A 22,711-nucleotide genomic window follows, 5' to 3' on the forward strand; every position below is an offset into this window, starting at 1 on the left:
CCTTGCGTACGCGCCGCGCCCCTGCCCCCGGCACATGTGGGGGTCAGCCTATCGAGATCCACTCACGGGCCCGAATCGCGGCACCACCTCGGTGCCGGCGCGACATGCGCGCGCCTGCCAGGACCGTACCCTTGCCGCCATGCGACACGGTTCCATCCCGGGCACCCACGGGCGCGTCCGGCCCCTCATCCTGCTGGGTGACCCCCTCCTGCGTACAGCCTGCGAGGACGTCACCTTGTTCGGCCCTCAACTCTCGGAGCTCGTCGAGGACATGTTCGCGACGATGTACGCCGCCGAGGGCGTCGGCCTGGCCGCGAACCAGATCGGCGTCGGACTGCGGGTCTTCGTGTACGACTGCCCGGACGACGACGATGTCCGTCATGTCGGACACGTGGTGAATCCTCGTCTTGTCGAGGCGGACGGTGTGGTCCTGCGCGGACCGGAGGGCTGCCTCTCGCTGCCCGGTCTGGAGGCCGGCACCGAGCGCTTCGACCACGCGGTCGTGGAGGGGCGCACGGTCACCGGTGAGCCGGTCACCGTGCACGGCACCGGCTGGTTCGCGCGGTGCCTCCAGCACGAGTGCGACCACCTCGACGGCGGGGTGTACGCGGACCGGCTCACCGGGTGGCGCCGGCGGCGTCTGCTGCGCAAGGTGGCCCGGGCTTCCTGGGGCGGCTGAGGTTCGACCGGGGCCGCCTGCCGTCTTCCGCGGCGGGTGACATCTCCCGTGGCAGGCGACATCTCCCGTGGCGGGTGACATCTCCCCAGGCAGGGGGACACGCCTTCTGACGGGATGTCCGTGTGAGCCCCGGTCAGAAACCAGGCCCGCCGACGCGGTCACCCGCCGCCGCGAGACGGCCCCACAGCAGGTCGGCCAGGCTTCGCACCAACTCGGCGCGCGTGCACGGCCGTTCGCCGAGCCACCAGTCCCCGGCGGCGTGCATCATGCCGACGATGCCGTGGCCCCACACCCGCGCCAACTGCTGGCTGCCCGGTCCGAGGTCCACCCGCTCCTCGATGACCTCGGCCAGTTCCTCGCCCATGCGGCGCAGGACGGGCGCCGAGTACTTGCCCACGTCGAACCCGGCGTCGCCCGGCTGGCCGCCCTCCGCCGGATGCATCAGGAAGCGGTAGACCTGCGGTCGTGCCTCGATGGCGGCCAAGTAGGTGTCGAGTGTCGCCTCCACGCGCTCACGTCGTGCGGCCGGGGCGTCCAGTGCCGCCCGCAGCGCTTCGAGGAGCGCGTCGGTGTGCCGCTTGGCGAGTGCCGCGTAGAGGCCGCCCTTGTCGCCGAAGTGGCGGTACAGAATGGGCTTCGTGATGCCGGCCTCGGCGGCGATGGCGTTCATGGAGGCCCCGGGGCCGTCGCGGAGCACCACTCTGTCGGCGGCCTCCAGCAGTTCGCGCCGGCGGCGGTCGGCGGACCTCTGCTGATCGGTCCGCTGTGTGGTGTCCATGTGCTCTCCCCACCCGTGGTGATTCGGTGACGCCTGCGCAAACTAACACTGATCGTCGTATGGGTATCGAACGGGATCCCGAGCCGAGTTCGGGAGTTGACTTTTCCTACTAGCCGGTAACAGACTCCAGTTACCGCAAGTAACAGTTTAGTGCAGCCCTGGAGGGGACATGGCCGAGTTCACCATGGAGCTCAACGACGAACAGAAGGAGGTCCGGGACTGGCTGCACGGCTTCGCCGCCGATGTCATCCGCCCCGCGGCCGCCGAATGGGACGAGCGCGAAGAGACTCCCTGGCCGGTCATCCAGGAAGCGGCCAAGGTCGGGATCTATTCCCTGGACTTCTACGCCCAGCAGTATTTTGACGCCACCGGGCTCGGCATACCCATGGCGATGGAGGAGCTGTTCTGGGGCGACGCGGGCATCGCGCTGTCCATCGTCGGCACCGGCCTCGCCGCCGTGGGCGTCCTCGCCAACGGCACCGAGGAGCAGATCGGCACCTGGATCCCCCAGATGTACGGGGATGCCAACGATGTCAAGGTCGCCGCCTTCTGCTCCTCCGAGCCCGACGCCGGCTCCGACGTCGCCTCGTTGCGCACGCGTGCCGTCTACGACGAGGCCAAGGACGAGTGGGTCCTGAACGGCACGAAGACCTGGGCGACGAACGGCGGCATCGCCAACGTCCACGTCGTCGTCGCGGTCGTCGACGCGGAGCTCGGCTCCAAGGGCCACGCTTCCTTCATCGTCCCGCCGAACACGCCCGGCCTGTCCCAGGGCCAGAAGTTCAAGAAGCACGGCATCCGCGCCTCGCACACCGCCGAGGTCGTCCTGGAGAACGTCCGCATCCCCGGCTCCTGCCTGCTCGGCGGCAAGGGGAAGCTCGACGAGCGCCTCGCCCGCGCCCGTGAGCGTGTCAAGGCGGGCGGCGGCGAGCGCGTGAAGAACGCCGCGATGGCCACCTTCGAGGCCTCCCGTCCGGCCGTCGGCGCCATGGCGGTGGGCACCGCGCGGGCCGCGTACGAGGTGGCCCTCGACTACGCCAAGACGCGTGAGCAGTTCGGCCGCCCGATCATCGACAACCAGGGCGTCGCCTTCCAGCTCGCCGACATGCGCACCTCGATCGACGCGGCGCGGCTGCTGGTCTGGCGGGCGTCCTGGATGGCGGTCAACGGCAAGCAGTTCACGGCGGCCGAGGGCTCGATGTCGAAGCTGTTCGCCAGCGAGACGGCGAAGAAGGTCACGGGCCAGGCGATCCAGATCCTCGGCGGCAACGGCTACACCCGGGAGTACCCGGTGGAGCGCATGCACCGCGACGCGGCCATCTACACGATCTTCGAGGGCACCAGCGAGATCCAGCGCCTGGTGATCGCCCGCACCCTCTCCGGGATGCCGATCCGGTAGGGACGTCACCCCGGTAGGACACACATGGACCGGCGACACGAGAGTGCCCCCTTGCCTTATCCGGAAGGGGGCACTTCGGCGTGCGAAACGAGAGATCAACTCGCCTTCGGGAGACGTTTGGGAGGTGGCTTCTCACTCGACGCCCCATACGGGCGACATGGGCCCGGCTCACGGCACTCCCGGACGACCCTCAACGAGCCCACCCACACCACCTCCCGCAGCGACGCGACGCGTGTCGGCCACCTTCCCCCTCGAAGGCGAGTTCGCGCTCACCGACGAAGTCCTCTCCGTCGACAGCGGATACGAAGACATCGCCGAAGGCACCAGCGTCACTGTGTACGGGGCGAAAGGCGACGTCGTCGCTACCGGAAGTCTCGGCGACTCCAAGCCCAGCGACTCGGGTCTCGCCTGCACGTTCAAGGTCGCCGTCGAGGACGTCCCCAAGGGCGAGAAGTTCTACAAGGTCGAGGTGTCCCATCGCGGCACCGTGCAGCTCTCCGCGGGAAGCCGAGGCCGGGGAGCTCGCAGCCTCGCTCGGCTGGCCGGAAACGCCAGGGCCCCGATCCCCACGGACCGGGGCCTTCGTCCTGCGGTGGGTTTGCGGTCGGTCCTGAGGCCGCGCCGGGGAGCACCGTTCGCCCATCTCGAACCGGTGAACCTCACCCCGAACCGCTCAGCGGGCGCGATCCGAGCCGGGAGGACGCATCGGTACGGTTCTGGGCATGGTGATCGACAGGGGATTCCACGAGGTTTCCGGCGCGGACATTCCTGGGATATTCGACGAGGCCTCCCGCCAGGGCTTCCCGGTGTTCACCCTCTCCACCGCCGGGCGGACCGACAAGGAGGCGTTCTTCCTGGCGGTGCGGGAGACGCTTCCCCTGGACCCGCCCCTCGGGACCTTCCGCATGGTGTGGGACGCCCTCTCGGACTCGGTCCAGGGCGGGCTCCATGCGCTGAGGTCTCCCCGCGTGGTCATCCTCTGGCCCGACGCCCAACAGGTCGCGAGCGCCCAGGGTGAATTCCGGATCGCGCTGAGCATCCTCCGCGACGTGGTCGCGACCCTCGCCGAAGCGCGCTACACCGGTGGAAGGCCGACCCGGGTCTCGGTCTACGTGGCCCCGGTCCCGAGCGGTGGAGAAACAGGGCCGGCCGAGGGGCGAGCGGCTGCCGCGCCATGACGACGACCGGTCCACCCGCGCGCGAGGTCGGCTGCCCGGGATACCCGTCACCCCACCGGACCTGGGAATTCGCGTCGGAGCGCCGGGATGTGAGAGGGAGCGTGCACTCTGGTCGCGGGGGGTCGGAGTCTGCCGGACCGAAGGAGCGCGTGATGACGCGGACGGCCAGGGAATTGCTGGAGAGCGTCACCGGGAAACTCGCCCCGGATCCTCATGCCAACCGGCTGCTGCCGCTGATCGCCCGGGGCGCCGCCCAGCTCGGCACGCTCGCGGCCCTCGCCCTCGAACAGCGCCATGTGATCGCCGCGGATCACCGCGCGTTCGTTCATCTGGCCCGGCGCTCGGCGGCCGGTACGGGAACCTCGGCCGCCGACGCGGCGAGCGCCGCGTTCTTCGAGATGCTCGCCGAGGGCGAGGTGGTGGCCGGGGACCGGCTCCCCGCGTTCGCCGCCGCGGTCGGAGCCGGCGAGGCGCGGGCGGCGGAGTACGAACCCCTCGCCGACTGCCAGGCCTATCCCGCCTACGTCGCCTGGCTCGCCCTGAACGGGGAGCCGGCCGACGTGGTCCTCGCGCTCGGCGCCAACATCGCGGCCTGGGGCGGCTATTGCGAGACCATCACCGAGGCGCTGCGCCACCACTACGGCTTCGACGACGAGGTCTGCGGCTTCTTCGACTTCTTCGCCGTGCCCGCGCCCGACCTGGAGACCAAGGCTCTGGCCGCCGTACAGGCGGGACTCGACGCCGAACGGATCTCACTCGACGACGTCCTGCGCCACGGGCGGCTGCTCCAGGCCTACGAGGAGAAGTTCTGGCACGCCCTGTGGGAACTGGACCAGCGGGTCGCCTGAACCCGGCCCCGGCCGGACCTCGGGCCGAGGGCGCGGCACCCGCCGGTCCCGCCCGGGGGGGCTTTCGGCAAGGGGACCTTCGGCCGGACCGGCCCGCGGCAAGGGGCGCTGCCCGGCCCCGCAGCCGGCGGAGGACGTCGGTCTCCGGCGGGATCGGCGGGGAGCCCGGCCTCCGGCGGGGAGCGGCGTTCGGCGAGGGAACGCCGGCCGCCGCTCCGTTCCGGCGTCGTCGCCGGCCCGCTCAGCGGCCGGTCGGGCCGCTGCTGTGCGCGATGCAGGCCACGTCGATCCGGTCGGCCAGCTTGGCCAGTTCGATCGTGAGCGCGGCCACCGTGTCCTCGTCGAGGCCGTCCTGGCCGGCCTCGACCAGATGCAGCCACCGGCCGCCCACCGTGCGCAGCAGCTTGCTGACGTCGGCGGCCGACACCTGCAACGTGCCGCGGTCGTCGACGATCAGGGGGAGGGTCACTTCGCGGTTCACACCAGGGATCGTAGCTGCGGAACGCTCACGCTCCGTGCCATACCGTGGTGATGTTGCAGAACTCGCGGATTCCGTGCCCCGACAGTTCACGCCCGTAGCCGGATCGCTTCTCCCCGCCGAAGGGGAACGCCGGGTGCGAGGCCGTCATCCCGTTGACGAACACCCCGCCCGCCTCCAGATCGCGCACGAACCGCTGCACCTCGGCCTCGTCACGGGTCCATACGTTCGAGCTGAGCCCGAACGGGGTGTCGTTGGCGAGAGCCACCGCCTCGTCCAGACCGGCGGCCCGGTACAGCGTGGCGACCGGCCCGAACGTCTCCTCCTGGTGGATGCGCATCGCGGGCGTGATGTCGGTGAGCACGGTCGGCGCGTAGTACCAGCCGCCGTCGAAGCCGTCGGGGCGTTCGCCGCCGCACAGCACCGTCGCGCCGTTCTCGACCGCGTCGTCGACCAGTTCCTCCAGGTCGGCACGGCCCTGTTCGGTGGACAGCGGCCCGATGTCGGTGTCCTCCTCCAGCGGGTCGCCGACCGTGAGAGCCCGCATACCCGCCGTGAACCGCTCCGCGAAGGCGTCGAACACGTCGGTGTGCACGATGAACCGCTTGGCGGCGATGCACGACTGCCCGTTGTTCTGCGCACGCGCCGTCACGGCGATCTTCGCGGCGCGCTCCACATCGGCGGACGGCATGACGACGTAGGGGTCGCTGCCGCCCAGCTCCAGCACCGTCTTCTTCACCTCGTCCCCGGCGACCGAGGCGACCGCCCGGCCGGCGGGTTCGCTGCCGGTGAGGGTGGCCGCCTTGACCCGCGGGTCGCGCAGGACGCCCTCGACGGCCCCCGACCCGATCAGCAGCGTCTGGAAGCAGCCCTCGGGGAAGCCCGCGCGACGGAACAGGTCCTCCAGGTACAGGGCCGTCTGCGGAACGTTCGAGGCGTGTTTGAGCAGGCCCACATTGCCCGCCATCAGCGCGGGCGCGGCGAAGCGGACCACCTGCCAGAGCGGGAAGTTCCAGGGCATCACCGCGAGCACGGGGCCGATCGGCCGGTAGCGCGCGAGGACCCGGGAGGCCCCCGAGTCCGAGGCGTCGGCGGGGGCCGCCAGCTCGTCGGCGAGCAGATCCTCGGCGTGGTCGGCGTACCAGCGCATCGCCTTGGCGCACTTGGCGGCCTCGGCCCGGGCCTGCTTGACCGGCTTGCCCATCTCCGTGGTCATCACCCGGCCGATGTCGTGGAGGTCCTCGTCCAGGAGATCGGCCGCGCGGTGCATGAGCCGCGCCCGCTCGGCGAACGGGGTGGTGCGATACGTACGGAACGTGGCCTCGGCGGCAGCGAGCCTGCGCTCGATCTCCTCGGCGCCGAGGGCGTCGTACGTCTTGAGCGTCTCGCCGTTCGCCGGGTTCACCGTCGCGATGGGCATGGCCGACCTCCTGAAAGCGGGCTGTTCCCCGACCCTCCCGCGCGGTGGGGCGCGGCGCAACGCGGGCGGGTCCCGAGGTGAGCCGACGCTCTTGGCCGAACGCCGGCTCTCAGTGCGAGTGCTCAGCCAGCCGGTCGAGAAACACGGTCTGCGCCGTCACCATCAGCGTCCGGGCCCGCTCCGGGCTCATCCACTCCACCCGGTCGAGTTCGGGGAACTCCTGCCGCCGCCCCGACTTCGGCGGCCACTCCATCGTGAACGTGCCGGGGACCATGGCCGCCGGGTCGAGATCCGCCTCGATCGCCCAGGCCGTGACCACCTTGCCGTTCGTCTGGGTGACCTCGCCGAGCGCGATCGCCTCGCCGTCGGGCGGCGGCAGCCCGAGCTCCTCCCGGAACTCGCGGCGGGCGGCGTCCCAGGCCGTCTCGTCGGGCTCGTACTCGCCCTTGGGGAGGGTCCAGGCCCCGGCGTCGCGCCGCGCGAAGTACGGGCCGCCCATATGGCCGACCAGGACCTCCATGCCGTGGTCCGTGTGCCGGAACAACAGGAGTCCCGCACTCCTGCGTCCGTGCTGTCCCGCGCTCATCGCGTCACCTCCGGGTGGGCGGCCAGCAGGGTGTCCACGGTGTCGGCCTCGGCCGCCCGCTTGTCCTCGCGGTAGCGCACGACCCGGGCGAAGCGGAGGGTGACGCCGGCCGGGTAGCGGGTGGAGCGCTGCACACCGTCGTACGCGATCTCGACGACGAGCTCGGGCCGTACGGTCACCACGTGGCCGTCGTCCGAGACGGCCAGCTCCTGGAACCGGTCGGTCTGCCAGGTGAGCATCGCGTCGGTCATGCCCTTGAACGTCTTGCCGAGCATGGCGAACGAGCCGTCGCCGGTACGGGCGCCCAGGTGCAGGTTCGAGAGCTTGCCGGTGCGCCGCCCGTGACCCCATTCGGCCGCCAGGACCACCAGGTCGAGGGTGTGCACGGGTTTGACCTTGAGCCAGGCGGCACCGCGCCGGCCCGCGCTGTAGGGGGCGTCGAGGGCCTTCACCACGACGCCCTCGTGCCCCCGGGCCAGCGTGTCGGCGAGGAACCTCTCGGCCTCGGCGGTCTCGGCGGGCCCCGGCACGAGCGTCCGCCGGACCCGCATCGGCTCGGGAACCAGCCGTGCCAGCTCCGCGTGCCGGTCGGTGAACGGCAGATCCAGCAGGTCCCGCCCGTCGACCGACAGGGCGTCGAAGAAGACGGGGGAGACGGGCACGGTCCGCGCGGCCGCCGCCACGTCCACACGGGACCCCACCCGCGCGGCCGTCTCCTGGAAGGAACGCGGCCGCCCCCGGTCGTCCAGCGCGATCACCTCGCCGTCCAGGATGAACCGCTCGCCCCGCAACTCCAGGGCGGCCGCGGTGAGTTCGGGCAGCCGGTCGGTGATGTCGTCGAGGGTGCGGGTGTAGACGCGGACGTCGCCGCCGTCCCGGTGCAGCTGCACCCGGATGCCGTCGAGCTTCTCCTCGACCACACAGGCGCCGAGCTTGCCGACCGCCTCGGAGACGGAGGAGGCGGAGTGCGCCAGCATCGGCAGCACCGGGCGGCCGACGGTGAGCCGGAAGCCGTCCAGGGCTCCGGGACCGTCCGCGAGCAGGGCCCGCGCCACCGCCCGCAGGGAACCCGCCAGCATCACCGCCCGCCGTACGTCCCCCGCGGGCGCGCCGGTCGCCTCCGCGAGCCCCTCCACCGCGAGCGCGTCCAGCGCGCCCTGGCGCACCTCGCCGGTGAGCAGCCCGAACAGGAAGCGTTGTTCCTCCTCTGTGGCCGCCTCCATCAACTCGCCCACCAGGCGGGCCCGTTCAGCCTGCGAACCGGTGCCGGAGAGCTGGCCGAGCGCGGTGAGCCGGGCGTCCACCTCCCGCACGGTGAGGGTGGGTTCGGCGGCGGGGGTGACCCGTCTGCTCAGCACCTTCCAGCCGACGCCGAGGCGGCCCTGCGGCAGCCGGCCCGCCAGATACGGGATCACGATCGGCGCGTCGTCCGCCTCGGCGTCCCGGAACAGCTCCGCGAGCAGAGCGGTCTTCCGGGACCGCGCCGAGGTGGCGGCGACCTCCTGGGACACATGGGCGAGCCTGCTCAGCAGCATGCAGCCATCGTGCAACGCGAGCGCCCGGTTCACACCCGTACGGGATCCGGCACGCGCCCCCGGCCGCCGGGTTTCAGCCCTGTCAGCCCTGTCCGCGCGCGATCGCCGCGTCGAGGTCCGCGAACAGGAGTTCGCCGTTGAGCGTGGCCGCCGCGCGGTATCCGCCGCTCGCCGCGTTCACCACCTGCTCCGCGAAACCGGCGGCGTTGCCGGCCGCCCAGACGCCGGGCACGCTCGTGAGCCCGGTCGGGTCGACGACCGGGTAGCTGCCGAACGGCGTCTCCCGCAGCTCCGCGCCCAGCCGTTCGAGCAGGCCGGTCCGCGGTACCGGGCGCGGCGCCACGAACAGCACCGAGCGGTCGTGTGCGGTCCCGTCCGTGAGCCGTACGCCGGTGAGCCGGTCCCCGGCGACCACCAGCTCCGCCACCTCGCCGGGCACCACGGCGACTCCGGCGGCGGCGAGCCGGCGCAGGTCCTCGTCCGCGAGCTCGTCCTCGGCCACCGTGTGCAGGAACAGCGTGACGTCCTTCGACCACTGGCCGACCATGAGCGCCTGGTGCACGCTCATCGGCGTCGTGGCCAGCACGCCGAAGGCCTCGTCGCGGACCTCCCAGCCGTGGCAGTACGGGCAGTGCAGCACATCGCGCCCGAAGCGTTCGGCGACGCCGGGCACCGACGGCATCTCGTCGGCCAGTCCCGTCGTGACGATCAGGCGGCGCGCGTGGACGGTGTCCCCGGAGCCGAGCGTGACGTCGAACTCGCCGGCGCCGTCCCGGACGACGTCCACCGCCCGGCCCCGGACGATCTCCACGCCGTACCCCTCGACCTCCCGCCGGCCCTCGGCGAGGAACGCGGCGGGCGGCATGCCGTCGCGGGTCAGATAGCCGTGCATGTGCGCGGCGGGCGCGTTGCGCGGCGCGCCCTCGTCGACGACGAGCGTCCGGCGCCGCGCCCGGCCGAGGACGAGCGCCGCGGAGAGCCCCGCCGTTCCGCCGCCCACGACGACCGCTTCGTACGTCCCGGCCGGTGTTCCTGTCGTTGTCCCGGTCATGGTGACCACCTCCATGGAGAAGGTCGCCCGGTAGGCGCCGGATTGACAAACGCGTTTGCCGATTCTGCAATAGAGGGATGAGCGAGGCGGCCCGTGCGGGCGAGAGCGACGGTGGCGGGCGCGGAGTGCCCGGCGACGCGGCGACGGACGAGGTGCTCGCCGAGGTGGGTCCGCGGCTGCGCCGGATCAGGAAGGAACGCGGGGCGACCCTGGCCGGGCTGTCCGAGGCGACCGGTATCTCGGTGAGCACGCTCTCGCGGCTGGAGTCGGGGCTGCGCAAGCCCAGCCTGGAGCTGTTGCTGCCCATCGCGCGGGCCCACCAGGTTCCGCTGGACGAACTGGTCGGTGCCCCGCCGGTCGGCGATCCCCGGGTGCGCGCCGAGCCGATCGTGCGCCATGGCCGCACGTACTGGCCGCTGACCCGCCAGCCCGGCGGACTCCAGGCCTACAAGGTGCTCGAACCGAAGCGGACGACGGAGCCCGATCCGCGCACGCACGAGGGCTACGAATGGCTGTACGTGCTCTCCGGGCGGCTGCGGGTGGTCCTCGGCGAGCACGACGTCGTGCTCGAGGCGGGGGAGGCGGCGGAGTTCGACACCCGTGTGCCGCACTGGTTCGGGTCGGCGGGGGAGGGCCCCGCGGAGTTCCTGAGCCTGTTCGGCCCGCAGGGGGAACGGATGCACGTACGGGCGCGGCCCAAGGCCCGGTCCAAGGAGCTGTGAGGGAGGGCGGCGGGCGCCGGCGCCCGGGCGGTCGATGAAGACGAGGGGCGCCCGCTGTTCCCAGGGCGGCAAGCGACCGCTTAGTATGCGATGGACCCCGGTCAGCCGACGCAGCCCCCTGGAGGCCCCGCATGCAGGCATGGCAAGTGCACCAGAACGGCGAGCCCGCAGAGGCGATGCGCCTCCTGGAGGTGGATCGGCCGACGCCCGGTGACGGCCAGGTCCTGCTCAAGGTGCGCGCCGCGAACATCAACTTCCCGGACGCGCTGATGTGCCGCGGCCAGTACCAGGTCAGGCCCCCGCTGCCGTTCACGCCGGGAGTGGAGATCTGTGGCGAGACCGAGGACGGCCGCCGGGTGATCGCCAACCCCGCGCTGCCGCACGGCGGCTTCGCCGAGTACGCGGTCGCGGACGCCGCCGCCCTGCTGCCGGCGCCCGACGCCCTCGACGACGCCGAGGCCGCGGCCCTGCACATCGGCTACCAGACCGGCTGGTTCGGCCTGCACCGCCGGGCCCGCCTGGAGGCCGGCGAGACGCTGCTCGTCCACGCGGCGGCCGGAGGGGTCGGCAGCGCGGCCGTGCAGCTCGGAAAGGCGGCGGGCGCGCGGGTCATCGGTGTCGTGGGCGGCGCCGACAAGGCCGCCGTGGCCCGCGAGCTGGGCTGCGACGTCGTCATCGACCGGCGCACCGAGAACGTCATAGGCGCCGTCAAGGAAGCGACCGGCGGACGCGGTGCGGACGTGATCTACGACCCCGTCGGCGGCGAGGCCTACACCCAGTCCACCAAGGTCGTCGCCTTCGAGGGCCGGATCGTGGTCGTCGGGTTCGCGAGCGGTTCGATCCCGAGCCCCGCCCTGAACCACGCCCTCGTCAAGAACTACGCGATCCTCGGCCTGCACTGGGGCCTGTACAACACCAAGAACCCGAAGCTCGTCCTGCACTGCCACGAGCAGCTCACCGAACTGGCCGCACGGGGCGCGATCAAGCCGCTGGTGAGCGAGCGGGTGCCGCTGAGCGGGGCCGCCGCAGCCGTGCAGCGGGTCGCCGACGGAGTCACCACCGGACGGATCGCCGTGGTGCCCACACTGGAGAACGGAGCCGCCGCATGACCGACGCAGCCGAACTGCGCCGCCGCACCCAGGAGTTGCTGGCCGCGCACCCGCCCGCCGAAACCGATCGCCTGGACTTCCTCAAGGCGCGCTTCGACGCCGGCCTCGCCTGGGTGCACTACCCCGAGGGCCTCGGCGGACTCGGTGCCCCGCGCCGCCTCCAGGCCGTCGTGGACGCCGAACTGGCGGCCGCGGGCGCACCCGACAACGACCCGCGGCGGATCGGCATCGGCCTCGGCATGGCCGCCCCGACCATCCTCGGTTTCGGCACCGACGAGCAGAAGCGGCGCTTCCTGCGGCCCCTGTGGGTCGGCGAGGAGGTGTGGTGCCAGCTCTTCAGCGAGCCCGGCGCGGGCTCCGACCTCGCCGCACTCGGCACCCGTGCCGTCCGCACCGACGGTGACACGCCGGAGGGCGGCGGGGACTGGGTGATCAACGGGCAGAAGGTGTGGACCTCCAGCGCCCATGTCGCCCGCTGGGCCATCCTCATCGCCCGCACCGACCCGGATCTGCCCAAGCACCGGGGCATCACCTACTTCGTCTGCGACATGACCGACCCGGGCGTCGAGGTACGGCCCCTGCGCCAGATCACCGGCGAGGCCGAGTTCAACGAGGTCTTCCTCACCGACGTCCACATCCCCGACGCGCACCGCCTCGGTGAGGTCGGCGACGGCTGGCGGGTCGCGCAGACCACCCTGATGAACGAGCGCGTCTCCATCGGCGGCATGCGCATCCCGCGCGAGGGCGGCATGATCGGCCCGGTCTCGAAGACCTGGCGCGAGCGGCCCGAACTGCGCACCCACGACACGCACCAGCGGCTGCTGAGGCTGTGGGTCGAGTCCGAGGTCGCCCGGCTCTCCGGCGAACGCCTGCGCCAGCAGCTCGCCCAGGGCCAGCCAGGACACGAGGGCGCCGGCATGAAGCTCGGCTTCGCCCGGCTCAACCAGGAGATCAGCGGCCTGGAGGTCGAACTCCTCGGCGAGGAAGGCCTGTTGTACGAGGACTGGACGATGCGCCGGCCCGAACTGGTCGATTTCACCGGCCGGGACGCCGGATACCGCTACCTGCGCTCCAAGGGCAACAGCATCGAGGGCGGGACCAGCGAGGTCCTGCTGAACATCGTCGCCGAACGCGTCCTCGGCCTGCCGTCCGAGCCGCGCACCGACAAGGACGTCGCATGGAAGGACCTCGCCCGATGAGCCAGGTGAGCACCGAGCCCGATCTGCTCTACACCGAGGAGGAGGAGGCGCTGCGCGCCGCCGTCCGCGACCTCCTCACCGACCGCTGCGCCGCGGCGGACGTCATCACCCGCGGCGAGTCGGGCGCTCCGCACGACCCCGAGCTGTGGAAGGCCCTCTCGCAGGGCATGGGCCTCGCGGGCCTGCTGGTGCCCGAGGACCAGGGCGGCCAGGGCGCCACGCACCGCGAAGCCGCCGTGGTCCTGGAGGAGTTGGGCCGCGCGGTCGCCCCCGTCCCGTACCTGACGAGCGCCGTGGTCGCGACCGAGGCACTGCTGGCCTGCGAGGGACCGGTCGCGGCCGGACTGCTCGCGGCGCTCGCCTCCGGCCGGACGGTGGGCGCCCTCACCGTCCCGCTGAACGTCGGACCCGGCGGCGCCTACCGAACCGTGCGGCTGGAGAACGGCTCCCTGCACGGTGAGTTGACGGGCATCGCGGACGCGGCCGCCGCCGACGTCCTGCTGGTCCCGGCCGAGGACGGCGGACTGTACGCCGTCGACGCGGACGCCGTCACGATCGTCCCGCAGGTCAGCCTCGACCAGACCCGGCCGCTCGCCCGGATCACCTTCGACTCCGCGCCCGCACGGCCGCTCACCTCGGACGCGCCCACGGCCGTACGGCGTGCGCTGCGGGCCGGCGCCGGACTGCTCGCCTCCGAGCAGCTCGGGCTCGCCGACTGGTCGCTGACGGAGACGGTCCGCTACCTCAAGGAACGCAAGCAGTTCAACCGGCCGGTCGGCGGATTCCAGGCGCTCAAGCACCGGCTGGCCCAGGTGTGGCTGGAGGTCGTGGGCACCCGCGCCGCCGCGCGCAACGCCGCCGACGCGCTCGCCACCGGCAGCGCGGACAGCGACGTGGCCGTCGCCGTCGCCCAGGCCTACGCGGCACCCGTCGCCGTACACGCCGCGGAGGAGGCGCTCCAGTTGCACGGCGGCATCGGCATGACGTGGGAGCACCCGGCGCACCTCTACCTCAAGCGCGCCAAGGCCGACTCGATCGCCTACGGCACGGCGGGCGCGCACCGCGAGGCCCTGGCCGCCCTGGTCGACCTGCAAGCACCCTGACACCGTCCCGGCCAGAGCCCGCCCCGCACCCGGGACGGGCTCTGGCCGGGCGTCCACCGCATCGGGGGCCGGCGGCCCGACACGCGAGGCGCTCCGGCGTGAACTTCTCGCCGCCGTCGTCGACCCCGTCAACACCGATGACCTGGGCGGTCTCGAAGAGTTCCCGGACGCCCGCGACCGACGCCGGAAGACCACCCGTTCGGGGGACACGTCAGCCGCCCGGACGATCCCTCCGCTACGCCACACTTACGGCCGAACGCCGCGAAGTGGACGTGGCGGAGGAGGTTGACCATGGCCATTTCCATCTCGGTGGTGCTGCTGCTCCTGGTGCTGGCGGTGATCTTCCTGCGCAACGGAGGGCTGAAGATCTCCCACGCCCTGGTCTGCGCCCTGCTCGGGTTCCTGCTGGCCAGCACGAGCATGGCCCCGACCATCCACAGCGGTCTCACCGCGACGGCCGACATCGTGGGCAGTCTGACCCCGTGATCCGGGCCCGTGATCCGGGCCCGTGACCTGGCGCCGTGACGGGGTGCCCTGACCTGCCGCCCCGGCCGCCGCGTCACGGGCCCGTGAACACCCCGATACCGTTGGGCACGGGCCGCTCGGCGCCGCCGCTCGGGTGGTTGAGGACACTGACGGCGTCCGTCCCCGCCCGCCTGGCGACCATCGTGGTGGAGCCGCCGCCGTCGAGGCTGAAGGCGTCCCGCGAACCCAACCGCTTCATGGCCGCCGTCACTTCGGCGATGGTGAGCCCGCCGCGGAACTCCGGGGCGCCGTCCAGGGCCAGGAGCTGCATCCGGTGCCCGTGGTCGGAGAAGCCGACCGCGGTCCGTACGGCGGAGGTCCTGTCGTCCAGACCGGGCAGCGGTACCCCGCCGGTCATCATCGGGTAGCCCCCGACCGCGAACCGGTACGGCACCCGGGAGGACTTCGCCACCAGTCGGTGCCGGACCCCGACCCGCTCGCCCACGGACAGCTTCCGCAGCTCCTGGGCGCCCGCCTCGCGGCCGACCAGCACGGTCGTCCCGGGCGCGATGGCTCCGCTGCCGGGAGCGTCGGCCGCGGACACGACCCGACCGCGGCGGACCGTCACCTCGTAGGTGTCGGCGCTGCACGGCGCGGCCCGGTCCGTGTCCGTCCCGCAGGTCGCGCGGACCCGCGAGACGCCGCCCCAGTCCGCGGTGAACGCGCCGACGGAGCCGACCGGGAGCGCGTACTGGTTGAACCCGTCGAGCGGCCAGGTGCCGTCGGCACCGCGGACGGATCCGTCGAGGGCCACGTCGTCCAGCCGGGCCCGGCGGTCGACGCCCACACCGAACACGTCCTCGGTGTGCGTGCCGGGCGGCAGCGCCGGTCCGAACCGCTGGCCGTCGGGGACCGCGGCCTTGAGCCCACGGCCGCCCGCGATCTCCGGCCCCACGGTCGCGCCCGTCGCCTCGACGCCCGGATGCTGGGTCTCCGTGATGTCGAAGAAGTCGCCGTTGACCCCGGCGACCGCGCCCCGGGAGTCGGCCAGTTCGGACACGGGCTCCCGGGACGCCACGGTGCCGGGGTGGAGGAGGTCGACGCGCACTCGGGGATGACGCAGGTCGATGGTCAGGACATGAGCGTGGGCCACTCCCCTGGCCGCCGGGATGTCCAGCTCCGTGTACACGACGCCCGGCGCGATACGGGTCGCGCTCTCCGCGCCGTCGGCCGGTGCCGCCCCCGTCAGGCCCGCACCGGCCAGCGCTCCGGTTGCCGTGAAGACCGTCAGCGCCGTTCTGAACCGTCCGCCAAGACGCGTCACGGTGCCCCCTGATGTCTCGTCAACTGTGCCAGGACTCAGGGGAATTGCACCAGAGGCAGGGACCCGGGCCGGGGGGCTAGGCGCCGACGACGCGGGAACGGATCAGAAAACGCACTCCTTCGGGTGCTTCGAGGGAGAAGCCGCTGCCCCGGCCCGGCACGACGTCCACGATCAGGCGCGTGTGGCTCCATAGCGCGTACTGGCTCTTCGAGATCCAGAACGTCACCGGCTCGTCGACGCCCTCGATCTCCAGCTCGGCCAGCAGGACGTCGGAACCGCCGGTGCGGAACTCGCCCTCCGGGTAGCACATAGGCGCGCTGCCGTCGCAGCAGCCGCCCGACTGATGGAACATCAGCGGTCCGTGCTGGGTGCGCAGTCGCCGCAGCAGCTCGGCGGCCGCGGGCGTCAGCTCCACGCGCGGGACGACGTCCATCTGCTCTCCCCCTCGGGTCTCACGGCTGTCGCGGACCAGCCGACCAGACCGGACGTTGCGAGAGGGTTGCACACCCCATGGCACACCCGCTTGCACACCCCGGACACGCACGAGGCCGGCCCCCGGTGACGCCCGCGTGACGCGGGTCTGTCACCGAGGACCGGCCTCGGGAGCGCTCTGCCGGCGGACGAGGCGTCAGCCGTGGGCGCGGACGCGGTGGGTCAGCAGATGCGCGGAAGCTGTTCGCCGAGCGGCATGTCCACCACCCGGGTGCCGCCCAGACCGGTGGCCGCGACCACCATGCCGGGATGGTCGGGGACGCAGTGCCCGATCGCCACGGACTCCTTGCCCAGCGGGTGGGCCCGCATCGCCGCGAGCACGGCGTCGGCGTGCTCGGCCGCCACGAACGCCACCAGCTTGCCCTCGTTGGCCACGTACAGCGGGTCCAGACCGAGGAAGGCGCAGGCGTTGGCGACGGTCTCCGGGACGGGCAGGGACCGCTCGTCGAGCGTGATGCCGACCCGGGCCGCCGCGGCGATCTCGTTCAGCGAGGTGGCCAGACCGCCGCGGGTCGGATCGCGCAGCACGTGCAGGTCGGGGCAGACGGCCAGCATGTCCGCGACCAGACCGGCCAGCGACGCGGTGTCGCTCTGGATCTCGACACCGAACTCCAGCCCCTCCCGCACGCTCATGATCGCCACCCCGTGCACGCCGATCGGTCCGCTGACCAGCACCACGTCACCGGGGGCCGCGCGCTGCGGGCGGATGTCGACGCCGTCCGGGATCAGCCCGATCCCGGCGGTGTTGATGAAGATGCCGTCGCCGTGACCGGCGTCGACGACCTTGGTGTCACCGGTCGCGACCACCACCCCGGCCGTCCGCGCGGCCTCGCCCAGCGCCTCGGCCACGCGTCCCACGACGGAGAGTTCGACGCCCTCCTCCAGGATGAACCCGCAGGAGAGGTAGGCCGGTACGGCCCCCGCCATGGCCAGGTCGTTGACCGTGCCGTTGACGGCGAGGTCCCCGATGCTGCCGCCGGGGAAGAACAGCGGCCGTACGACGAAGGAGTCGGTGGAGAAGGCGAGCCGGGCCCCGCCCAACAGGAGATGGGCGGAGTCGCCGAGCTCGGCGAGCACGTCACTGCCGAAGGCGGGCGCGAACAGGTGCTCCACCAGTTCGGCGGAGAGTGTGCCGCCACCACCGTGCCCCATCACGATCCTGTCGTGGTCACGCAGCGGCGCCGGGCAGGTCCAGGAGGAGAAGTCGACCGGTGCGTATGCCGAGTCAGCCAACGGAACTCGCCTCCTTGTCCGGGGTCCCGAGACGCCGGTAGAGGTAGTAGGCGGCGCACGCGCCCTCGCTGGAGACCATCGTGGCGCCCAGCGGATTGCGCGGGGTGCACTCCTTGCCGAACGCGGCGCACTCGTGCGGCTTGATCAGTCCCTGGAGCACCTCGCCGCTGCGGCAGACGGTCGACTCCTCGGTCTCGATGCCGGTCACCGCGAACCGGTGCTCGGCGTCGAACTCGCGGTACTTGGGCGACAGCCGCCAGCCGCTCCGCGGAATCATGCCGATCCCGCGCCAGGCCCGGTCGGTCACCTCGAAGACGTCGGAGAGCATGGCGCGGGCCGCGGGGCTCCCCTCGGGCTGCACCGCGCGCGGATAGGCGTTCTCCACGGTGTGCTCGCCGGCCTCCAGCTGGCGTACCGCGCGGCGGATGCCCTCCAGGATGTCCAGCGGCTCGAAACCGGTCACGACGATCGGCACCCGGTGCCGTTCGGCGAGTTCGGGATACTCGGCCATGCCCATCACCGTGCAGACATGCCCGGCGGCGAGGAACGCCTGCACGCGGCAGTCGGGCGAGTTCATGATCGCGTCGATGGCCGGGGGCACCTTGACGTGCGAGACCAGCAGGCTGAAGTTGGGGATGTTCAGCTTCTTGGCCTGATAGACGGTCATCGCGTTGGGGGGCGCGGTGGTCTCGAAGCCGATGCCGAAGAACACGACCTGCCGGTCGGGGTTCTCCTGCGCGATCTTCAGCGCGTCCAGCGGCGAGTACACGACGCGTACGTCCGCGCCCTCGCTCTTGACCTTGAACAAGTCGCGTCCGCTGCCGGGCACCCGCAGCATGTCGCCGAACGAGCAGAAGATCACGTCCGGGCGGGAGGCGATCTCCAGCGCCTTGTCGATGATCTCCAGCGGGGTCACACAGACCGGACAGCCCGGACCGTGGATCAACTGGATCTCCTCGGGCAGGAGCTGGTCGATGCCGTGACGGATGATCGAGTGCGTCTGGCCGCCGCAGACCTCCATGAGCGACCAGGGCCGGGTGGTGACCGCCCTGATGTCGTCGAAGAGCCGTTTGGCCAGGACCGGATCGCTGAACTCGTCCAGGTACTTCATGACCGCGCCTCCTTCTCGGCGCCCTCCAGGGGCGGACGTCCGGTTCCGGCGGGGCGCTCGGCGCCCGCGTCCCGGGCGGCCTTGCCCCAGGCGTCGCCGAACTCCTCCTCCAGCACCCCGAGGTTCTCGAACAGTTCCAGGGTCTGCTTCGCCGACTCCTCGTCCAGCCGCTGCAACGCGAATCCCACATGGACGATGGCGTAGTCACCGACCTTCATGTCCGGCACGTACTCCAGACACACGTCCTTGACGACACCGCCGAAGTCCACCTTGGCCATCCGTGTGGCGTCGCGTTCCTCGATCTCCAGCACTCGGCCGGGTACGGCCAGACACATGACTCGCTCCTGCCTCGCTCGTGCTCTCCCGATCGCGCTAGTGCCGTGACCGGGCGGCGACTATCAGCTGGCCGAGGGCCAGGCCGCCGTCATTGGGGGGAACCCTGTGGTGCCTCAGTACGGTGAACCCGTCCCGTTCCAGGACGGCGCCGCAGCCTTCGGTGAGCAGGGCGTTGCAGAACACGCCGCCGCTGAGGGCGACCGTGCCGATGCCGGTCCGCTGTCGTGCCACCGTGCACACCTCCAGGACCAGGCCGGTCACGGCCCGATGGAACCGACGGGCCACCGGTCCGGCCGTGACACCCGCCCTGATGTCCGCGACGGCGGCTGCCAGGACCGGTGCCGGGTCGGCGATCAGCGGCGCCCCGGGGTCCTGACGGACCGCTCTCAGCATGAACCGGTACGCGTCGTTCCGCTCGTCGTCGGCGAGCGGACCCGCCAGGTCCGCCAGTGCCGCGTTCTCCAGCTCCATGGCGGCCTGGGCCTCGTACTCGACCCGGTGGCAGACGCCCGCCAGGGAGGACACCGCGTCGAAGAGGCGTCCCATGCTGGACGTGGGAACGCAGTTGAACCCCCGTTCCAGCTGCCGTTCGAGCAGCCGCCGTTCCTCCGGGGTGGCCGCCGCGGCGCACGGCAGTTCGTCCCGCCAGGGCAGTCCCGCGGCCCGCAGGTGCGACAGCGCCATGCGGTAGGGGTTGCGTACGGCCGCGTCGCCGCCCGGCAGCGGGACATAGCCCAGATGGGCGAACCGCCGGTATCCGTCGTAGTCGGCGAGCAGCACCTCACCGCCCCACACGGCACCGTCGTCGCCGTAGCCGGTCCCGTCGAAGGCGACCCCGATCACCGGCGCCGAACCGTCCAGGCCGTGCTCGGCCATCGCCGAGGCGACATGAGCGTGATGATGCTGCACCTGGAGCAGCGTCAGGCCGCGCGCCTCGGCGGTGCGCCGCGCCCACAGGGTGGCGCGGTAGCCGGGATGCCGGTCGGCGACGAGCAGGCGCGGCGCGACGGCGGTGAGATCCGTCAGATGGCCGGTGGCCCGCTCGAAGGCGTTCAGGGTGGCCAGGTCGTCCATGTCCCCGACGTGCGCGGACAGCCAGGCGTAACGGCCGTCCCCGGCGCAGAAGGTGTTCTTGAGGTCCCCGCCCACCGCCAGCGCCGGGACCACCGGCACCGGCAGCGCGATCGGGAAGGGGGCGTAACCGCGCGACCGGCGCACCGGGAGCTCGGCGCCCGCGCACACCCGGACCACCGAGTCGTCACAGGGCACATGAACGGGCCGGTCGTGGCCGAGCCAGGCGTCGGCGAGCCCCGCCAGCCGGGTCAGCGCCTCGGCGTCGTCGGTGACGATGGGTTCGCCCGAGCGGTTCCCGCTGGTCATGACGAGGACGGCGGGGCCCGGCGGATCACCGGGCAGACCGAGCAGCAGCCGGTGCACCGGCGTGTACGGGAGCATGAAGCCGAGATCGGGGCTGCCCGGCGCGACGCCCGCCGCGATCTCGTCGCCCGCCCCCGCCCGCCGCCGCAGCAGAACCACCGGCTTGCGCGGCCCGAGGAGCAACTCCCGCTCCTCGGGCCCGACATGGGCCAGCCGCCGGACTGTCTCCAGCGAGCCGGCGAGCACCGCGAAGGGTTTGCCGCCGCGGTTCTTTCGCTTGCGCAGGGTGCGCACGGCCGCGGGATCGCCCGCGTCGCACGCCAGGTGGTAGCCGCCGATCCCCTTGACCGCGACGACGGCGCCTTCGGCCAGCAGCCGGCGGGCCTCCGCCAGCGCCTCACCGTCGCGCAGCTCGCCCGGATCGTCCGCCCCCGTGCGCAGTGTGAGCCGGGGACCGCAGGCGGGGCAGGCGATCGGCTGGGCGTGGAAGCGCCGGTCGGCCGGGTCCGCGTACTCACGGGCGCAGTCCGCGCACATCGGGAAGCCCGCCATGGTGGTGCTGTCCCGGTCGTACGGCAGCGACGTCACGATCGTGAACCGCGGACCGCAGTGCGTGCAGGTGATGAAGGGGTGCCGGTACCGCCGGTCGGCGGGGTCCGCGAGCTCACGCAGACAGTCGTCGCAGGTCGCGGTGTCCGGGGAGACCAGGGTGCGGCCCGGCCCGCCGGAGGAGGGGCGGATGGTGAACACCGAGCCGTCGTTCTCCAGAGGCACGGCCCGGTGCTCGACCGACTCGACGACCGCGAGCGGTGGCGGGCGCGTCCCGATCCGCGCGCAGAACTCCGCCACGTCGGCGGCCGGACCCTCCACCTCGGCCTCGACGCCCCGCGCGTTGTTGGTGACCCAGCCGGTCAGCCCCAGTTCCTGCGCGAGGGTGTACACGAAGGGCCGGAACCCCACTCCCTGGACGACACCCGTGACGGTGACGTGCCGGCGCTCGCGCCCCCGGGCCCGGCTCACCGCTCCCCGCTCGGCCCGGCCCCGGCCTGTCGCGCGGCGGGGTGCGGGTGGACGTCGGCGCGCGGGTGTTCGTGGCCGTTCCCGTGACTGTGCAGGGAGCGCTCGTGCTGCCGGGCCAGGACCGGTACGTGCGCCTCCTCGCCGGCCGCGCAGCGCAGGACGTGCGCGAGCAGGGCGTCGACCCCCTGGCCGGTGCGGGCCGAGGTCTCCAGGACCGGCACCCCGGGGTTGACCTGCCGGACACCCGCCAGGAACGCCTCCCGGTCGAAGCCGACGGCGTCCGCGAGGTCGGTCTTGGTGATCACGACCAGGTGCGCGAGCCCGAAGGCGGTCGGGTACTTGACCGGCTTGTCCTCGCCCTCGGTGACCGAGGCGAGCGCGATGCGCAGGGTCTCCCCGAGATCGTAGGAGGCCGGACAGACGAGATTGCCGACGTTCTCGACGAACAGCAGCCGGGTGCCCTCGGGCAGCCAGCCCTCCAGCCGCCGCTGGAGCATGCCGGCCTCCAGATGACACAGGCCGTCGGTGAGGATCTGTTGCACCGGCGCGCCGGAGCGGGCCAGCCGGGTCGCGTCGTTCTCGGTCGCCAGGTCGGCGGTGACGGCGGCGGCCGGGGTGCCGCCCGCCACGGCGCGCGCGAGCAGTTGTTCGAGCAGAGCCGTCTTGCCGCTGCCCGGACTGGACAGCAGATTCACCGCCACCGTGCCGCGGTCACCCAGATAGCCCCTCAGCGCCAGCGCGTTCTCGTCGTTCTTGGCGAGCACGGCCTGATGCAGGTCAACGGTGCGGCACATGGCTCGCCTCCTCGTCGCGTACCGGCGGCCCGGACGGCGCGGGCCGCGGCCCGTCGTCCGCGCCCTTCCCGTCCGGAGTCCCCCGCGCGTCCAGGGGCCCGTCGGCCAGCGTCACCCGGACGATCTCCAGCTCCCGGCCGCTGAGCAGGGTCAGCGGCCGCCCGCACCCGGCGCACCACAGCACCGGAGGCATCCCGGTCGCAGCCTCGCGGCCGCAGCCCTCGCAGCGGCCCCGTGCCTCGACAGTCTCGATCAGCAGGCGTGCCCCCGCCAGCGCGGTGCCCTCCGTGGCGAGCCCGAACGAGAAGTCCAGAGCCTCGGGCACCACCCCCGCCAGCTCGCCGATCCGAAGGGTCAGCGACGCGACCGCGCGGCCCTGTTCCCGCACGGCCTCCTCGACCTGTTCGACGACCGCCACGGCGATCGACAGCTCATGCACGGCCCTCACCTCCCGCCGCCGGCCCGTGGCCCGGC

The 22,711-nt window shown here is 72.5% G+C and carries 23 protein-coding genes; 9 read left to right on the forward strand and 14 right to left on the reverse strand.

The window, feature by feature from the left end:
- Positions 1 to 139 precede the first annotated feature (139 nt).
- Positions 140 to 679 (forward strand): peptide deformylase, encoded by a 540-nt coding sequence (gene def / locus ACF07B_RS27370; protein ID WP_392180869.1) that lies wholly within the window; start codon positions 140 to 142, stop codon positions 677 to 679.
- Between the two features lie 133 nt (positions 680 to 812).
- On the opposite strand, the gene ACF07B_RS27375 is transcribed toward def, so the two are convergent.
- A complete protein-coding gene (locus ACF07B_RS27375) occupies positions 813 to 1,457 on the reverse strand; it encodes a TetR family transcriptional regulator (RefSeq protein WP_362400968.1) in 645 nt (214 codons plus the stop codon).
- Between the two features lie 169 nt (positions 1,458 to 1,626).
- Here ACF07B_RS27375 and ACF07B_RS27380 point away from each other — a divergent pair, with 169 nt between their 5' ends.
- The 3 genes from ACF07B_RS27380 (at position 1,627) to ACF07B_RS27390 (ending at position 4,882) form a co-directional block, all read left to right on the forward strand.
- Entirely contained in the window at positions 1,627 to 2,856 is a 1,230-nt protein-coding gene (locus tag ACF07B_RS27380) for an acyl-CoA dehydrogenase family protein (RefSeq protein WP_392180870.1), read from the forward strand.
- A 722-nt stretch (positions 2,857 to 3,578) separates the two neighbouring features.
- Positions 3,579 to 4,034 (forward strand): barstar family protein, encoded by a 456-nt coding sequence (locus ACF07B_RS27385; protein WP_392180871.1) that lies wholly within the window; start codon positions 3,579 to 3,581, stop codon positions 4,032 to 4,034.
- A 152-nt stretch (positions 4,035 to 4,186) separates the two neighbouring features.
- Complete coding sequence (locus ACF07B_RS27390; RefSeq protein ID WP_392180872.1) at positions 4,187 to 4,882, forward strand: transcriptional regulator; 696 nt, start codon at positions 4,187 to 4,189, stop codon at positions 4,880 to 4,882.
- Positions 4,883 to 5,123: 241 nt separating this feature from the next.
- Here ACF07B_RS27390 and ACF07B_RS27395 read toward each other — a convergent pair whose 3' ends face one another.
- The 5 genes from ACF07B_RS27395 to ACF07B_RS27415 form a co-directional block, all read right to left on the reverse strand.
- The gene (locus ACF07B_RS27395) at positions 5,124 to 5,363 is read right to left on the reverse strand and encodes a DUF6213 family protein (RefSeq protein ID WP_355977072.1); all 240 of its coding nucleotides are present in this window, start codon (positions 5,361 to 5,363) and stop codon (positions 5,124 to 5,126) included.
- Positions 5,364 to 5,388: 25 nt separating this feature from the next.
- A complete protein-coding gene (locus ACF07B_RS27400) occupies positions 5,389 to 6,780 on the reverse strand; it encodes an NADP-dependent succinic semialdehyde dehydrogenase (RefSeq protein ID WP_392180873.1) in 1,392 nt (463 codons plus the stop codon).
- A 109-nt stretch (positions 6,781 to 6,889) separates the two neighbouring features.
- The gene (locus tag ACF07B_RS27405) at positions 6,890 to 7,366 is read right to left on the reverse strand and encodes an NUDIX domain-containing protein (protein ID WP_384233717.1); all 477 of its coding nucleotides are present in this window, start codon (positions 7,364 to 7,366) and stop codon (positions 6,890 to 6,892) included.
- Positions 7,363 to 8,901, reverse strand: a complete 1,539-nt coding sequence (locus ACF07B_RS27410; RefSeq protein ID WP_392180874.1) for an ATP-dependent DNA ligase — start codon at positions 8,899 to 8,901, stop codon at positions 7,363 to 7,365. The genes ACF07B_RS27405 and ACF07B_RS27410 overlap by 4 nt, the downstream gene beginning before the upstream one ends.
- Before the next feature lie 82 nt (positions 8,902 to 8,983).
- A complete protein-coding gene (locus ACF07B_RS27415) occupies positions 8,984 to 9,967 on the reverse strand; it encodes an NAD(P)/FAD-dependent oxidoreductase (protein WP_392180875.1) in 984 nt (327 codons plus the stop codon).
- Positions 9,968 to 10,029: 62 nt separating this feature from the next.
- Here ACF07B_RS27415 and ACF07B_RS27420 point away from each other — a divergent pair, with 62 nt between their 5' ends.
- The 5 genes from ACF07B_RS27420 to ACF07B_RS27440 all read left to right on the forward strand — a co-directional run bounded on the left by ACF07B_RS27420 (position 10,030) and on the right by ACF07B_RS27440 (position 14,571).
- Entirely contained in the window at positions 10,030 to 10,674 is a 645-nt protein-coding gene (locus tag ACF07B_RS27420; protein WP_392180876.1) for a helix-turn-helix domain-containing protein, read from the forward strand.
- 131 nt (positions 10,675 to 10,805) lie between these two features.
- The gene (locus tag ACF07B_RS27425) at positions 10,806 to 11,783 is read left to right on the forward strand and encodes an NADPH:quinone oxidoreductase family protein (protein ID WP_369479825.1); all 978 of its coding nucleotides are present in this window, start codon (positions 10,806 to 10,808) and stop codon (positions 11,781 to 11,783) included.
- A complete protein-coding gene (locus tag ACF07B_RS27430; protein WP_392180877.1) occupies positions 11,780 to 12,982 on the forward strand; it encodes an acyl-CoA dehydrogenase family protein in 1,203 nt (400 codons plus the stop codon). The genes ACF07B_RS27425 and ACF07B_RS27430 overlap by 4 nt, the downstream gene beginning before the upstream one ends.
- A complete protein-coding gene (locus tag ACF07B_RS27435; RefSeq protein ID WP_392180878.1) occupies positions 12,979 to 14,085 on the forward strand; it encodes an acyl-CoA dehydrogenase family protein in 1,107 nt (368 codons plus the stop codon). Before ACF07B_RS27430 ends, ACF07B_RS27435 begins: the two co-directional genes overlap by 4 nt.
- A gap of 291 nt (positions 14,086 to 14,376) precedes the next feature.
- Positions 14,377 to 14,571 carry a hypothetical protein gene (locus ACF07B_RS27440; protein ID WP_261704269.1) on the forward strand — a complete coding sequence of 65 codons (195 nt, stop codon included), beginning with the start codon at positions 14,377 to 14,379 and terminating at the stop codon, positions 14,569 to 14,571.
- Between the two features lie 73 nt (positions 14,572 to 14,644).
- Here the strand turns inward: ACF07B_RS27440 and ACF07B_RS27445 are convergent, their stop codons facing one another.
- The 8 genes from ACF07B_RS27445 to ACF07B_RS27480 form a co-directional block, all read right to left on the reverse strand.
- Positions 14,645 to 15,874 (reverse strand): phosphodiester glycosidase family protein, encoded by a 1,230-nt coding sequence (locus ACF07B_RS27445; RefSeq protein WP_392180879.1) that lies wholly within the window; start codon positions 15,872 to 15,874, stop codon positions 14,645 to 14,647.
- A 76-nt stretch (positions 15,875 to 15,950) separates the two neighbouring features.
- Positions 15,951 to 16,307 (reverse strand): DUF779 domain-containing protein, encoded by a 357-nt coding sequence (locus ACF07B_RS27450; RefSeq protein WP_362401003.1) that lies wholly within the window; start codon positions 16,305 to 16,307, stop codon positions 15,951 to 15,953.
- Between the two features lie 221 nt (positions 16,308 to 16,528).
- Entirely contained in the window at positions 16,529 to 17,518 is a 990-nt protein-coding gene (gene hypE, locus ACF07B_RS27455) for a hydrogenase expression/formation protein HypE (protein WP_351866087.1), read from the reverse strand.
- A gap of 73 nt (positions 17,519 to 17,591) precedes the next feature.
- Positions 17,592 to 18,710 (reverse strand): hydrogenase formation protein HypD, encoded by a 1,119-nt coding sequence (gene hypD / locus ACF07B_RS27460; RefSeq protein ID WP_369479821.1) that lies wholly within the window; start codon positions 18,708 to 18,710, stop codon positions 17,592 to 17,594.
- Complete coding sequence (locus ACF07B_RS27465) at positions 18,707 to 19,045, reverse strand: HypC/HybG/HupF family hydrogenase formation chaperone (protein WP_369479820.1); 339 nt, start codon at positions 19,043 to 19,045, stop codon at positions 18,707 to 18,709. Before ACF07B_RS27465 ends, hypD begins: the two co-directional genes overlap by 4 nt.
- Positions 19,046 to 19,082: 37 nt before the next feature.
- Positions 19,083 to 21,443: a carbamoyltransferase HypF gene (gene hypF / locus ACF07B_RS27470; protein ID WP_392180880.1), complete on the reverse strand. Its 2,361-nt coding sequence runs from the start codon at positions 21,441 to 21,443 to the stop codon at positions 19,083 to 19,085.
- Complete coding sequence (gene hypB / locus ACF07B_RS27475) at positions 21,440 to 22,237, reverse strand: hydrogenase nickel incorporation protein HypB (protein ID WP_392180881.1); 798 nt, start codon at positions 22,235 to 22,237, stop codon at positions 21,440 to 21,442. The genes hypF and hypB overlap by 4 nt, the downstream gene beginning before the upstream one ends.
- A complete protein-coding gene (locus ACF07B_RS27480) occupies positions 22,221 to 22,676 on the reverse strand; it encodes a hydrogenase maturation nickel metallochaperone HypA (protein WP_392180882.1) in 456 nt (151 codons plus the stop codon). The genes hypB and ACF07B_RS27480 overlap by 17 nt, the downstream gene beginning before the upstream one ends.
- Positions 22,677 to 22,711: the final 35 nt, after the last annotated feature.

The sequence above is a fragment of the Streptomyces sp. NPDC015532 genome (assembly GCF_043078065.1).
In the GTDB taxonomy this organism is placed as follows: domain Bacteria; phylum Actinomycetota; class Actinomycetes; order Streptomycetales; family Streptomycetaceae; genus Streptomyces.